The organism is Arthrobacter sp. zg-Y750 (assembly GCF_020907365.1).
Lineage (GTDB): Bacteria > Actinomycetota > Actinomycetes > Actinomycetales > Micrococcaceae > Arthrobacter_B.
Genome location: NZ_JAJJOC010000019.1, coordinates 59,966 through 73,822 on the forward strand (window position 1 = coordinate 59,966; position 13,857 = coordinate 73,822).

General features: G+C 64.2%; 15 protein-coding genes and 1 tRNA gene. 5 read left to right on the top strand and 11 right to left on the bottom strand.

Going from position 1 to position 13,857, the window contains the following annotated elements:
• Positions 1–39 precede the first annotated feature (39 nt).
• The 5 genes from LOC57_RS12980 to LOC57_RS13000 form a co-directional block, all read right to left on the bottom strand.
• Positions 40–384, bottom strand: coding sequence for a hypothetical protein (locus tag LOC57_RS12980; protein ID WP_227913270.1), 345 nt, complete (start codon positions 382–384; stop codon positions 40–42).
• The gene (gene fliS / locus LOC57_RS12985; RefSeq protein ID WP_227913268.1) at positions 374–811 is read right to left on the bottom strand and encodes a flagellar export chaperone FliS; all 438 of its coding nucleotides are present in this window, start codon (positions 809–811) and stop codon (positions 374–376) included. The genes LOC57_RS12980 and fliS overlap by 11 nt, the downstream gene beginning before the upstream one ends.
• A gap of 2 nt (positions 812–813) precedes the next feature.
• Positions 814–2,148 (bottom strand): flagellar filament capping protein FliD, encoded by a 1,335-nt coding sequence (gene fliD, locus LOC57_RS12990; RefSeq protein WP_227913267.1) that lies wholly within the window; start codon positions 2,146–2,148, stop codon positions 814–816.
• A 184-nt stretch (positions 2,149–2,332) separates the two neighbouring features.
• Positions 2,333–3,169, bottom strand: coding sequence for a flagellin N-terminal helical domain-containing protein (locus LOC57_RS12995; protein WP_227913266.1), 837 nt, complete (start codon positions 3,167–3,169; stop codon positions 2,333–2,335).
• A 136-nt stretch (positions 3,170–3,305) separates the two neighbouring features.
• Positions 3,306–4,187 (bottom strand): sigma-70 family RNA polymerase sigma factor, encoded by an 882-nt coding sequence (locus LOC57_RS13000; protein WP_227913264.1) that lies wholly within the window; start codon positions 4,185–4,187, stop codon positions 3,306–3,308.
• Positions 4,188–4,469: 282 nt separating this feature from the next.
• Here LOC57_RS13000 and LOC57_RS13005 point away from each other — a divergent pair, with 282 nt between their 5' ends.
• The 4 genes from LOC57_RS13005 to LOC57_RS13020 are packed head-to-tail and all read left to right on the top strand — an operon-like array spanning position 4,470 to position 7,650.
• Positions 4,470–4,955, top strand: a complete 486-nt coding sequence (locus tag LOC57_RS13005) for a flagellar protein FlgN (protein WP_227913262.1) — start codon at positions 4,470–4,472, stop codon at positions 4,953–4,955.
• A 19-nt stretch (positions 4,956–4,974) separates the two neighbouring features.
• A complete protein-coding gene (gene flgK, locus LOC57_RS13010; protein WP_229960209.1) occupies positions 4,975–6,375 on the top strand; it encodes a flagellar hook-associated protein FlgK in 1,401 nt (466 codons plus the stop codon).
• A gap of 4 nt (positions 6,376–6,379) precedes the next feature.
• Positions 6,380–7,267 (top strand): flagellar hook-associated protein FlgL, encoded by an 888-nt coding sequence (gene flgL, locus LOC57_RS13015; protein ID WP_227913257.1) that lies wholly within the window; start codon positions 6,380–6,382, stop codon positions 7,265–7,267.
• A complete protein-coding gene (locus LOC57_RS13020) occupies positions 7,264–7,650 on the top strand; it encodes a flagellar assembly protein FliW (RefSeq protein WP_227913255.1) in 387 nt (128 codons plus the stop codon). The genes flgL and LOC57_RS13020 overlap by 4 nt, the downstream gene beginning before the upstream one ends.
• Before the next feature lie 76 nt (positions 7,651–7,726).
• Here the strand turns inward: LOC57_RS13020 and LOC57_RS13025 are convergent, their stop codons facing one another.
• The 6 genes from LOC57_RS13025 to LOC57_RS13050 form a co-directional block, all read right to left on the bottom strand.
• Positions 7,727–8,563: an aldo/keto reductase gene (locus LOC57_RS13025; RefSeq protein WP_229960211.1), complete on the bottom strand. Its 837-nt coding sequence runs from the start codon at positions 8,561–8,563 to the stop codon at positions 7,727–7,729.
• Between the two features lie 104 nt (positions 8,564–8,667).
• Entirely contained in the window at positions 8,668–9,129 is a 462-nt protein-coding gene (locus tag LOC57_RS13030) for a hypothetical protein (RefSeq protein WP_227913249.1), read from the bottom strand.
• A gap of 10 nt (positions 9,130–9,139) precedes the next feature.
• Positions 9,140–9,814 (bottom strand): bacterial proteasome activator family protein, encoded by a 675-nt coding sequence (locus tag LOC57_RS13035; protein ID WP_269437407.1) that lies wholly within the window; start codon positions 9,812–9,814, stop codon positions 9,140–9,142.
• Positions 9,815–9,981: 167 nt separating this feature from the next.
• Positions 9,982–10,182, bottom strand: a complete 201-nt coding sequence (locus LOC57_RS13040; RefSeq protein ID WP_229960213.1) for a YbdD/YjiX family protein — start codon at positions 10,180–10,182, stop codon at positions 9,982–9,984.
• Entirely contained in the window at positions 10,179–12,473 is a 2,295-nt protein-coding gene (locus LOC57_RS13045; protein ID WP_442860727.1) for a carbon starvation CstA family protein, read from the bottom strand. Before LOC57_RS13045 ends, LOC57_RS13040 begins: the two co-directional genes overlap by 4 nt.
• Before the next feature lie 168 nt (positions 12,474–12,641).
• Entirely contained in the window at positions 12,642–13,619 is a 978-nt protein-coding gene (locus LOC57_RS13050) for an NAD(P)H-quinone oxidoreductase (protein WP_229960215.1), read from the bottom strand.
• A gap of 61 nt (positions 13,620–13,680) precedes the next feature.
• Between LOC57_RS13050 and LOC57_RS13055 the strand changes: the two genes are divergently transcribed.
• A tRNA-Ser gene (locus LOC57_RS13055) sits at positions 13,681–13,768 on the top strand.
• Positions 13,769–13,857: the final 89 nt, after the last annotated feature.

Below are 13,857 nucleotides of genomic sequence, written 5' to 3' on the forward strand. Positions count from 1 at the left end.
TATATAGGCACTAAGTACCCTGTCTAATTCCGTGCTTTATTAGCCGTCGACTTCGAGGTAAACGGCCGACGACGTCGGGCCGGGAACGCTGCGGATCAACATGCTCTGCTTGCGGTTGGTACGCGACTCATTCCGCAACTGGGCGTAGGCGCGTGACTGTGCCTTGGACAGCAGCCGTGCGCGGGTGATGAGGGCTTCCGGCAGCGGGCCCAGTTCGGCCGGCGGCTCCCAGTCGGCGGCAGCTTCGCGGGCCTGTTCGGTGAGGGACTGGCCTTCGAGGAAGGACTCCAGGTTGTCTTCGAGCTGGGTCAGCACGGTTTCCCAGAGCATGAAGTTCTCCAGCTCCGCGGGGGTGCGGTAGGGCTCTGCCGATTCAGCCGACACCGAGGACTCCTCCGGGAGTTCCGGCTGCAGCAGGCGCGACACCCGCGGCGGGAAGCTGCGCGGCGGCCTCGTGCCAGGCGGCGCGGATTGGTTCGAGCAGGTCGATGCATTCGCGGGTCAGTTTCGCGTCCCGGCCGATGTTGGCGTTCATCAGCGTGGACAGCGAGTACGTGTAAATGGCGTGCAGGTTTTCCCCGCCCTCCCAAAGGTCCGTTTTCAGCGTGCCCAGCAGTTCGGTGATGATGGCCTGCGCGTGGAGCAGGTTTTCCGAGGCTACTTGCCAGTTGGCAGTGGTCTGGGCTTCTTCGGCACGGGCCAGGTCCAGCAGCAGCCGGTCGTAGAGCATGGTCAGCAGGCGCGCCGGGGAGGCGGAGAGCACTGCGTTGCGTGCGTATTCGGCACGCTTGGCGGCAAGTCCGTAGTTCACGGTCACTTCTTACTCGAGGAGGCGGAGAGGGAGTCGAGCTGGCCGGTGAGCCAGTCCATCTGGCTGTTCAGGGTGCCGAGCTTAACTTCCAGGTTGGACCAGATCATTTTCAGCGTGGATTCGCGGGAAGCCAGGCGCCGGTCCCAGTCCTCAACCTGCGTGTTGAGGGACTTCACCACGGTTTCCTGGCTGGTGATGCGCTTGGTTATGGAGCCGTCGTACTTATCTGAGGCAGCCTTGCCGGCCGCTTCGACCCGGGAGGCGATGGCCGTAAGCGCGGCCTGTGTTTTTTCCGGGTCCGCGGCCAGGGCGGTGCTGAACTTCTCGGCATCGAACTCGACCGTGCCGTATTTGGTGAGGGTGATACCGATTTCCGACGGCGAGCGTCCGTCCAGCGCACCGGTGGCGGCATCAATGATTGACTGCTTCAGCGAGCGGGTGGCCGAGTCTCCGGTAAATACTCCGCCGGTGGTCTTGGTGACGCCGTCGGACGTGTTCACTGATACGGCTGAGTTCCGGTCGATGTAATTGAACACGTCGGTGAGGCCGGTGACCAGCGAGGCCGCGACGTCGGAGATCGCCTTGGCGTCCCGGCTCACGGCCACGGTCACTGGCTGGGCGGAGACGGCAGACACCGTGATGTCCACGCCGGGCATCAGATCGGCAAAGGTGTTGGTGGCCGAGGTAATTTTCGTTTCCGCGCCGGGCACTCCGGCCCACAGCGTGACCTCAGCGTCGGATCCCGCGCGGATGGCACCCAGATCGGTGCCGTTCTGCGAGACGGTGAACGCTCCTGCTGCACCGGTTTCGGCGGCGGTGAACTGCATACGGTACTGCTGCACGCCGTCCACGCTGCCGGCGGCGATCTTGACGGCCGTGACACCCAGGTTGGCCTTGTTGACCGTGCTGATGACTTCGTCCATGCTCTTGCCCGCGGTGTCCAGCTCGGTGATGGCCCCGTCGACGGAAATCGACAGCGCGTCACCGTTGGGCCAGGCGGCCATGGCTCCGGACAGGGACACCTGCGCGGTGGCCAGCTTGTTCACCGTGAGGTCCAGCGACCCGGCGGCGGCACCGGTCTTGACGGTGGCCTTGATACTGTCCGAGCCGGAGACTGCGGTGTAGCGTTCCGTGCCGGCCGGCTTGGCGATCTTCCCGGCCGCCTCGGTCAGTGACGCGATCTTGCTATTCAGGTTCTGCAGGGCGGTAGCGAATAGTTTATTGGTCTCGACCTTTTGCTTCAGCAGCGCCTGGGGACGGGCTTCAACCTTCATGAGTTCGGTGATCATCTCGGTGGTTTTGATGCCGCTGATCAGCCCGTCAATGCCTAGCGCCATGAAAATGCTCCTTGAGAAGTCCTGCTGGAAAGGTTCTGCCGAAAAGGTTTGCGGTGAAAAAGCGAAGGCAGGGAATGGGCTGGCGGCGGGAAGCGTGAGGTCCAAGTCATGTTTCCCCGCCGCCAGCGGCCATTCACCTGCCGGTCATACGGTCACTGCTGATAAATCCGTGCTGCCCGATCTGCTACTGCAGGAGCGACATAACGCCGGAGTTCATCTGGTTGGCCTGGGCCAGCATGGCGGTAGCGGCCTGGGACAGGATCTGGGACTTGGTGAAGCTGCCCATTTCCGCTGCCATGTCCGTGTCGCGGATACGGGAGTTGGCCGAGGAGAGGTTCTCCACGGACACCGCGATGGAGCGCGAGGTGGACTCCAGGCGGTTCTGCTGTGCACCGAGGGTTGCGCGCTGATCCGAAGTGGACTTGATGGCAGCATCCAGCTTGGTGGTCGACGCGGCTGCGTTTACCTGGGAATCAACGGTCAGGTCGCCCATCGTGGTGAGCGTGGCGGCCACGTTGGCCAGAGTGACGTCGATGGTCTCGTTGGCATCAGCACCAACCTGGATCTTCAGCGTGCCTGCAGTAGCGCCGGAGGTCACGGTATTGTCCAGCAGCTGGATGCCGTTGAAGTTTGTCGTGTCCTTGATCCGTCCCAGTTCCGAGGTCAGGGCCGTGACTTCGGTCTGGATAGCGGTGCGGGATTCGGTGTTGTTCGTATCGTTGGAAGCCTGAACCGTCAGGTCACGCATACGGTTGAGGATGTTGTGGACCTCGGTCAGGGCGCCTTCAGCGGTCTGGATGAGGCTGATGCCGTCCTGGGCGTTGCGGCCGGCAACGGTGAGACCGGAAACCTGGTTCTTCAGGCCTTCGGAGATCGCCAGGCCGGCGGCGTCGTCAGCTGCACGGTTGATGCGCATGCCGCTGGAGAGGCGCTCCACCGACTTGGCCTGCGAGCTCTGGTTGAGCGTCAGGTTACGCATGGCGTTGAGCGATGAAACGTTGGTGTTAATTGTGAAACCCATGATGTATTCCTCCGTGAGTGGGCTGTACTAACCGGCCCGTCCGTGGGCCTGCAACCATAGCTATCGGCGGAGCATCAAAGAGTGTTAGCGATTCGGAAAAGAATTTTTTATTCGTTTCCGTCTGCCAGGAACGCCGCTAGGAAGCGGCAGGATTAAATACTGCCGGCCGCCCCGGAATGCCGGGAAGCCCCACCGGAAATCCAGGAAGACCCGCAGCCCCGGGAAGCACCGGCGCCAGGTGGTGCCGGGTAATCCCGCCGGCCGTGCGGTCCCCCACAGAAGTGAGGTAGGCATTGCGGCGGGCCGGGGCAATCCGGGAGGAAATCTGCGGGGCATTGCCCTCGTCCGAGTAATGCGTGCCCAATCCGTCGCGGAGCAGGCGGACCGCTTCGGCACGCTGCTGTGAGACAGCCGAGTGCGTGCTGCCGAGTTCTTCGGCAATCTCCTTAACCGTGCGGTCATGGAAGTAGATTTCCTCCACGATGTACCGCATCTTCTCCGGCAGGGCAGCGACCGCTGCATTGAGGTACTTCAACCGTTCGGTAGCCAGCAGGGAGCCCTCCGGCGACGGCATGTCAGCGACCAGGAAGTCGGTCACCGACTCGTCCAAGCTGGATACCGTGCGGGAAGCATCCGAAAGGGCGTCTTCGGCGACGGTGCGGTCCACACCCAGAGCCGAGGCAATTTCATCCACATTGGGCGTGCGCCCAAGCGCTGCAGTAAGGGTTTCCTTGACCGCCAGTGTTTCCTTGATCCGGCGCCGGGCGGATCGGGTGGCCCAATCGCTGGAACGCATTTCATCAGCGAAAGCACCGACGATGCGGCGGCGGGCATACGCACCGAAAGGAACCCCAAGATTCGGGTCAAAGGAATCGGCCGACGTTATCAGGGCAATGGAGCCGGCGGAGGCCAAGTCATCACGCGAAAGGTGCGTGGCCTTGGCGCAGACTTCGGATACGAGATAGCCAACCAGCGGCAGGTTTTCCACCACGAGCGCATTGCGTTCGGTACGATTCAATCTTTGGACCCCCAAGCCCTTGTTCCCCAACTGTCCCCAACTGATCCCCCAGTTGTGCGCCTGCCCATGGTCAGTGGCTGAGTCCGCTGTGCTATCCACACGTGAGCGCTTTAGCTGAAACATACCACTAACATTCCGGATCAACCGGCCGATAGTGCTTTTTGACGGACAAATTGCAATGCGTCCGCCAATCCAAAGACTTTTGCCGCAGGTTGGGGCCTGGAACCAGACGTCTTTTCGTTATAGAGACATTCAGTGCACTACCTAGGAGGTGAGCCAAGCATGGGTACTCAGAGACTCTCCGCACTTCTTTGGGAGGAGCGTGAGTTATTGGAACTTCTTGTGTTCAAGCTCGAAGAAGAACAACTGCTGCTCACCTCCGGAAAAACCAAATGGCTGACGCACGCGACCCGCGAGGTGGAGCAGGTCCTGGAACGCCTCCGCGGGGCCGATCTGGGGCGGGCCGTGGCAGTAGCCGGCTTGGCCCGCGAATGGGGCACTTCCGAGGACGCCACCCTCCGCGAACTGGTGGCGGCAGCGCCGCCCGGGCCCTGGACGGAAATCTTCAACGCCCACCTCCAGGCCATGACGGAACTGACCGTGAAGATCCGCGAACTGCGCGATATCAACGAACAGTTCCTCCGCACGGCAGCCAGGTCGGCCCAGGAAACACTGGCGGGAATGAATCCCGAGGCCAACACCTACACAGCGTCCGGCACATCGGCCGCCCCCACCTCAGCCGCCCGGCTGGTTGACCAGAACATTTGACGTTAAGGACTCCTAAACAATGAGCACCTTCAGCGGCCTGAACACGGCATACACCGGCCTTTCCGCGGCCCGCAAGGGCATTGACGTGGTGGGCCAGAACATCGCCAACGCCAACGTTGCCGGCTACACCCGCCAGCGCCTGAACACCTCCGCTGCCCCCTCGCTGGCCCCGATGGGCAGGTTCTCCACCGGTACCGGCGTCGGCCAGGGCGTATCCGTGGACTCCATTGCCCGGCTGGGCAGCCTTCAGCTGGATACCCGGGTGCGCAGCACCGCCGCCGTGGCCGGCTACTCCGCCGTCCGCGCCAACGCCCTCATTGCCCTGGAGGACAGCTTCAACGAACCGGGCAAAAACGGGCTCTCCACCGCACTGCAGAATTTCTCCGCTGCTTGGCAGGGCGTAGCCAACAAGCCGGGCGACAATACCGCCGCTGCCGTGTTGCTGAGCGACACCGCAGCGGTGGCAGGCCAGATTGCCGACGGATACAACAACGTCCGCGACCAGTGGAACAGCACCCGCAGCGGGCTCAATGACATGCTCAGCGAACTCAATGACAGCGCCTCTCAGCTGGCCACGCTCAACGGAGCTATCCGGTCCACTCTTGCTTCCGGCGCATCCGCCAACGAGTTGGTGGACCAGCGCAACTCGTTGGCCACCACCATCGCTGCCCTGAGCGGTGCCACGGTCCGGGAAACTCCGGACGGCATGGTGGACGTGCTCATCGACGGCAACGCGCTGGTCACGGGCACAAACGTACGGACCCTGCAGGTCACCGGCGGAACATCCATCGATGACACCGCGGCACCCACCGTTTCCTGGACGGACCGTGCCGGCTCCGCCGGGATCAGCCGCGGCGAAATTGCCGGCGCCGTTTCACTGCTGGCTCCGGCAGGAGCCGGGGGGATCTTCGCAACCGCCGCCGCGTCCTACAACGAGGTTGCCGCCACCTTGGCGGCCACCGTCAACGAACTGCACAGCCAGGGCGCCACCACCGGCGGCGCCACCGGGCTAAACTTCTTCACCGTCGGCAGCCCCGCAGCCACCACGCTGAAAGCGATTCCCACAGACGCTTCCGGCATTGCCACGGGAACGCCCGGCGCAGGCACTTTGGACGGCAGCATGGCGGACAAAATCTCCCAGCTGGGTTCCAAGGCCGGCTCCGCTGACGCAGTGTGGAGCACCTTCGTGACAGCCACCGGTGCACTCAGCCGGTCCGAACTGCAGCAGGCAACGCTCGCCGGCGTGGCTTCCTCCTCGGCTGTCGACCTGCAGCTGTCCAACGCCTCAGTGGACTTGGATGAGGAAAACGTGAACCTGCTGATGTACCAGCACGCTTACCAGGGTGCTTCCCGCGTGATGAGCGCCATTGACGAAATGCTCGACACCCTCATTAACCGCACCGGAATTGTCGGAAGGTAACCCCGTGATCAGCCGCACCACCAACCAGACCATGGCCCGGACGGCCCAGCAGAACCTGCAGGCCAGCATGTCCCGCATGGCCAAACTGCAGGAACAGGTCACCTCCTCCGCCACCATTGGCCGCCCTTCGGATGACCCGACCGGCACGGCCAATGCGCTCAAGGTCCGGTCCGAAATCCGTGCGAACGTTCAGTACGGCTCCAACCAGAGCGACGCGGAGGGTTGGCTCAGCGTTACCGACAGCGCATTGAGCAATACCACCAAGATCCTGGGCCGGGTCAAGGACCTTGCCCTCAGCGCCACTACCGGCACTATGTCACCGAGCGACCGCAAGGCAATTGCCACGGAACTTGCCGGCCTGAAGACTGACCTGCTGCGCGAAGCCAATACCACCTACCTGGGCCGGACAGTGTTTGCCGGGACCTCGGACACCGGTAAGGCCTTCACCGAAGACGCGGGCTCCTACAACTACAGCGGAAGCGGCACCCCCACTACGCGCCGATTGGACGGCAGTACCCTGATGCGCGTTGATACCGATGGTGAAGCAGTGTTCGGCAGCGGAGAGGGATCAGTCTTTCGCCTGGTGGATGACCTGGTAAAGGATCTGAACGAAAATAACGATGCCAGCGGATACCTGACCAAGATCGATTCCGCCGCGGAAACGGTTCGGATGGAGCACTCCGCCCTTGGCGTCCGCCATGCCGCCACGATCAAGGCCAAGGACACCCTGGCGGAGCAGTCGATCAGCCTCGAATCCCGGCGCTCCGGCATCGAGGACCTGGACACTGCCAAAGTCATCATGGACATGAAGCTCCAGGAAGTCGCCTACCAGGCGGCTCTGGCGGTCACGGCGAAAGCACTGCAGCCCACACTGATGGACTTCCTGCGATGAGCACCGGCCTCACATTCCTGACGCCCCCTCCCGGGTTGGCTCCCGAGGTCCACTTCGACCTCGAGGAGATCGACGGCGCGGCCGGCCTGTTCGCCCTGAGCACCTCCGGCAACGGGGGCACCGCCCGGCTCTACGTGCTGGACGCCTCCGTGTACCTGCCGGACTACCACCCGGAAATCACCGATGAGCAGCGCCACCAGCTGCAGCTGGAAACCGCGGCCGACGCCGCCGTCCTGGTGGTTGCCAACCCCGCCCTGGACGGAACCACCGTCAACCTGCTGGCACCGATTGTGGTCAATCTGAACACCGGCAGCTGTGCGCAGGTGATCCTCGAAGGCCAGGACTGGCCGGTCCGTGCTCCCTTGGACCCGGTAGCCGCCTGAACGCACGCACTGATAAACCAAAAGGCGCACACCCCGCGGGGTGTGCGCCTTTTATGTTTCGCGGAAAAGCTAAGGCTTAGGCGAAGTCGGCCGTTGCCGGATCGGCGCCGTAACGGGTGCCGTTGTCCAGGGCGTTGATGGCCTCGATGTCCTCAGCGCTGAGCCGAAGGTCCAGGGCCTCCCAGTTTTCCCGAATCCGGGACTCGGTCACGGACTTGGGGATCACAATGCTGCCCAGGGCCAGGTGCCAGGCGATGACCACCTGGGCCGGGGTGGCGCCGTCGTACTTCGCAGCGATCTCCACGAGCTTGGCATCCTCGAGCAGGCCCTTGCCGGAGCCCAGCGGGGACCAGGACTCGTGCAGGATGTTGTGCTCGGCCTCGAAGGCGCGCAGATCGGCCTGGTTCAGGTACGGGTGGGTTTCCACCTGGTTCAGGACCGGGACAACGCCGGTGGCGTCGATGATTTCCTGCAGGGCTTCCTTGGTGAAGTTGCAGACGCCGATGGACTTCACGCGGCCCTGCTTCTGCAGTTCAACCAGCGCCTTCCAGGTGTCCACGTACTTGTTCTGCTTGGGCTGGAGCCAGTGGATCAGGTACAGGTCCAGCGTTTCCAGGCCCAGGCGCTCCATGGAAGCGTCAAAGGCCTTCAGGGTTTCTTCGTAGCCCTGGTCCGCGTTCCACACCTTCGTGGTGATGAACATGTCTTCGCGGGGGACGGACGTGGCGGCAATGGCGCGGCCGACACCGGCCTCATTGCCGTAGATCTTGGCCGTATCGATGTGGCGGTAGCCAACCTCGAAGGCCTGTCCCACTACCTTTTCGGCAACCTCGTCCTCAACCTGCCACACGCCGTAGCCGAGCTGGGGAATGGTATTGCCGTCATTAAAAGTCACAACCGGTGATGTAGTCATGGTCTCATCCTTGTCCGGAATGCGCCGAGGACAAAGCCGATATGCTCTGCGCGAAAACGGGCGGCAGCCTATTCCCGATTCCGCGAAGTATTTTGGGCGGCTAACTACAATTGCGGGGCTGCTGCCAGCGCACGCTCGGCTTCCGTAACGTCTTCGGCCACCAGCTCCGCGCGGCGTCGCACATTGTCCAGGCCCGCCGAGGCGATTCCCCAGCGCTCTGACTCCAGCCGGGACATGGCGGCCGCTTCGGCCGCTGCGGCGAGCGAGTTCCCGCTGCGCGACAGTGCCCGGTGCACGGTCGTCAGGGCGCCGGGGATGTTTTGCCCACTGCTGGGCAGCTGCTGCTGGGCGCGGACGCAGACCTCACGGATCCGTGGCAGCAGCGCAGCGAGTTCGTTGGCGACGGTGACCAGTTCGTTGTAGACGGCGTCGTCTTCCACGCCTTCGAGCATCTGGTAATACCGGTCCAGGCCCCGGGTAAACCGGTCATGGGCACGGCGCCACACGCCCTTGCCCAGTTCCGCGTCATCCTTCCGCCCCTGCCGGGCGGCTGCAAAAAGTGCCATCTACGTCCTATTACAAGTACTGGCCGGGGCCCGCGTGCGGTTCCTGCCGCGGGCTGCCCGTCCCTTGGGAAGCACGGCGCGGCTCCCCGTCGTCTCCAACAACAATTCCAGGGGCTAGCATGGTCCCGGGCGGCAGCTGGCGCAACTGAAGCCGCCCGGCCGCCTGGCTGGCCGTCTGCTGCGCGGCAATGGCGGTCTGGATACCACGGAAGAGACCTTCCAGCCAGCCCACCATCTGGGCCTGCGCAATCCGCAGTTCCGCGTCGGTGGGGGTTGAATCATCCAGGAACGGCAGGTTGATCCGGTGCAGCTCGTCCACGAGTTCGGGTGCAAGCCCGTCCTCAAGCTCGCCGATGGAGCGGGCGTGGATCTCCGCCAATCGGTTGCGTGCGGCGTCGTCCAGCGGCGCGTTGCGCACCTCTTCAAGCAGCTGCTTGATCATGGTGCCGATGCGCATGACCTTCGCCGGCTCGTCCACCAGCTCGTTCAGTTTGGCCGGTCCGCTTTTGGCCTTGGCGTGCCCGTCCTGCGGGGCATCCGCTGCCCGGGCCACCGGGGCGGCGCCGCTTTCTGTTCCCGCAGCGCCCGAACGGGCAGTACCGTCCTCGGCCGGGGTCTGTGACTTCTGGGCAGGAGCGTCCGGGGCCGCGCCGGGGCCGTCGGAGGATCCGTTCTGATCAGTCATGGCATTAATGCTCTCACGCTTAGTGACGGTTGCCTCCTGTCCGGCCGGCTTTCCGGCCGTCCCGGCCGTATTGGCAGCAACAAAGCGACGCATATACGCACGACGGCGGCGCCGCAGGTAGGTGCGGCGCCGCCGTCGTTAGTGGTTCCGTCCTGGCGGGTGCAGGCTCAGCAGCAGCGGCCCTGCGGGTTGGCATCCTGGCGGTCCATCTTGTCCCGCCAGAACTCCTTCTCGCTCATCAGCGGGGACGCACAGCCCGACGCCGCGTGGAAGTCCGCGTACTTGCGGTACGCGTCCTCCCCCATCACGTCGCGGAAGAACCGCACGAAGCTGCGCACCCCCTGCCCGAAGGCGACGGCGGCACTCATGAGTGCGCGGCTTTCTTCGCCGGCCGCTTGGCGTCCGGCAGGGCATCCCACTGAGCCAGGATCTCCTTTTCCGCCGGAGTGGTCAGGAACCCCGCAGGCGCGAACTTCCGGGACGGGATCGCCGGGTCTTCAGCACTGGGGGCGCCCCCGGAACGGTAGGAGCGGATGGTGGCGATGATGGCCGTGATGATCACGATGATTGCCAGCGTCACGAACACCACGGACAGCGTGGTCTGGATCAAGGTGTTGCGCACCACCGCTTCCATGGCTTCCACGGTCTTGGCCGTGCCGAAGCTGGTCTTCCCTTCGGCCAGGGCCGCGGAGAAGGCCTCATGGTTGGCCCAGTAGCCGACGGCGGGAACCGGCGAGAAGATCTTGTAGAACGACGCCGTAATGGTCACCACCGCGGCGAAGGCCAGCGGCAGCGCCACGATCCACAGCCACCGAAACGCGTTCTTTTTGGCGATGATGGCCATGCAGACGGCCAGCGCAATGGCGGCGAGCAGCTGGTTGGCGATGCCGAAGAGCGGGAACAGGGTGTTGATCCCGCCCAGCGGGTCCGTGACCCCCATGATCAGGATCGACCCCCAGCCGGCCACCATAATGGCGGTGCTGATCCATGCGCCGGGCCGCCAGGACATGTCCTTGAACTTCGGGGCGACGTTGCCGATGGTGTCCTGCAGCATGAACCGTGCCACGCGGGTGCCGGCGTCTACGGCGGTGAGGATGAACAGGGCCTCGAACATAATCGCGAAGTGGTACCAGAAAGCCATCATGGACGGCCCGCCGATCAGGGAATGCATGATGGTGGCCAGGCCGACGGCGAGCGTGGGCGCGCCGCCGGTGCGCGACACAATGGACTCCTCCCCCACGTTGGAGGCAAGGCCGGAAAGCATGTCCGGGGTGAGGTTCACCCCGGTCAGGCCCAGGCTGTTGACGAAGGCGACGGCGCCCTCCACGGTTCCGCCGGTGGCGCCGGCGGAGGCGTTCATGGCGAAGTAGATGCCGCGGTCAATCGAGACGGCGGCGACGAGCGCCATGATGGCCACGAAGGATTCCATCAGCATGCCGCCGTAGCCGATGAACCGGGTCTGGCGTTCCTTCTCCAGCATCTTGGGGGTGGTGCCGGAGGAAATCAGGGCGTGGAAGCCGGACAATGCACCGCAGGCGATGGTGACGAACAGGAATGGGAAGAGCGGGCCGGCGACCACCGGGCCGTTGTCCCGGCCGGCGAATTCGCTGACCGCGGGAACGGAGATTTCCGGGCGGACAATGATGATCGCGACGGCGAGCATCACGATGGTGCCCACCTTCATGAAGGTGGAGAGGTAGTCGCGCGGGGCCAGCAGCAGCCAGACCGGCAGGACGGCGGCAATGAAGCCGTAGATGATGATGCCCCAGGCGATGGTTGTCGGTTCCAGGGTCAGGGCGTCGCCCAGCGGGGTGCCGGCAACCCAGCCGCCGCCGATGATCGCGGCCAGCAGCAGGACGAAGCCGATGATGGACACCTCGGTGACCTTGCCCGGCCGCAGGAAGCGCAGGTAGACGCCCATGAACAAGGCGATGGGGATGGTCATGCTGACGGAGAAGACGCCCCACGGGCTTTCGGCCAGGGCGTTCACCACCACCAGGGCGAGGATGGCCACGATGATGATCATGATGACCAGGGTGGCGATCAGTGCTGCGGTGCCGCCGATCAACCCGAGTTCGTCGCGGGCCATCTGGCCCAGCGAGCGGCCGCCGCGGCGCATGGAGAAGAACAGGACAAGGTAATCCTGGACGGCGCCGGCCAGCACCACGCCCACAATGATCCAGATGGTTCCGGGCAGGTAGCCCATCTGCGCGGCCAGGACCGGGCCGACGAGCGGGCCGGCGCCGGCAATGGCGGCGAAGTGGTGGCCGTAAAGCACCCGCCGGTCGGTGGCGGCGAAGTCCTTGCCGTCCGCCAGGTACTCCGCGGGAGTGGCACGGCGGTCATTGGGCTTCAGCAGTTTGGCTTCAATGAGCTTGGAGTAGAAGCGGTACCCAATGAAATAGGTACACACCGCGGCGAACACGAACCAGATGGCGTTGACCGTTTCGCCGCGGACCACGGCCAGCATGGTCCAGCTCAGGCCGCCGAGCAGGGCGATGACCGCCCACAGGGCAATCTTTCCCGGCGTCCACCGGCGGTCTTCCGCCGCCAGCATTTCCGGGTCCACGGCTACCGGCGGCAGTGCCGGGTCCTGTTCCAGGACGTCGCCGTCCGGTATTCCTTCAGTTTCGGCCCGGTGCCGATGGTTCTCGCTCATGATGATCCCTCTATCTGCGGTGGCTTGTCTGCGTTGACATTTCAACCGATGGGCAGGGAGTGACCCTGCTCCTAGAGATTATCAGCGGGTGAGTTGCACGTCACAGATACACGTGACGGCGGCCGCACAAGTGCAGCCGCCGTCGTTGTGCCCCTGGGGACTCCGGAACTAGAGGGTGAGCAGGATCTTGCCCGCGTGCTGCCCGGAGTCGAAGTACTCGTGGGCGGCGGCCGCCTCGGCCAGCGGGAAGGTGCGGTCCACCAGGGGCCGGATCTGCCCGGAGACCAGCAGCGGCCAGACATACTCGCCCACCGCGGCCATGATGGCGCTCTTTTCCTCCACCGGCCGTCCGCGGAGGGTGGTGCCCATGACGGCGGCGCGTTTGGTCATCAGCTGGTTCAGGTCCAGTTCGGCCTTGATACCGCCCTGCAGCCCGATGATCACCAGCCGGCCGGCGACGGCGAGCGCATCCAGGTTCTTCTGCAGGTACTTGGCGCCCACCACGTCAAGGATGACGTCGGCCCCGTGGCCTCCGGTGGCTTCGCGCACCGCTTCGACGAAGTCCTGTTCCTTGTAGTTGATCAGCACCTTGGCGCCCAGCGACTGAGCCAGTTCCAGCTTTTCCGCGGACCCGGCGGTCACCATGGGAACGGCACCGGAGGCCGCGACCATCTGGATGGCCATGGTGCCGATGCCGCCGGTGGCCCCGTGAATCAGGACATAGTCCCCCTCCTGGACTGCAGCAGCCATAAAGAGGTTGGAAAAAACGGTGGCTGCCGTTTCCGGCAAGGAGGCGGAGGTGACGGCGTCGAAGCCGTCCGGCAGGGGCAGGACCTGGCCGGCGGGCACGGCCACCTGCTCGGCGTAGCCGCCGCCGGACAGCAGTGCAACCACTTCGGTTCCCACTGCCGGGCCCTCCACGCCTTCGCCGAGGGCGGCAATGCGGCCCGAAACTTCCAGCCCCGGATATTCGGAGGCTCCGGCCGGCACCGGATAGTGTCCCTGGCGCTGCATCGCGTCGGCGCGGTTGATGCCGGCGGCGATGACATCTATCAGCACTTCTCCCGGTCCGGCTGCGGGCGTGGGTACATCCTGGAGTTCAAGCGCTTCCGGTCCCCCGGGCGTTCCAATAACGATCGCTTTCATGCTGTCCTTCCTGGTTCAGGGAATTTTGGTGAATTCATCCCTTCTGCCAGACTACTAGTGAGGAAGGTTGTCCGAGCGGCCGATGGAGCTGGTCTTGAAAACCAGTGTGCGGTAACCCCGTACCAAGGGTTCGAATCCCTTACCTTCCGCGTCGACACGGAAAAGCGGGCCCCGGAACGGGGCCGCGTTTTCGTTTGGCGGCCCCACCCGGGGGCCGAACGGTGTACCAAGACCCGGG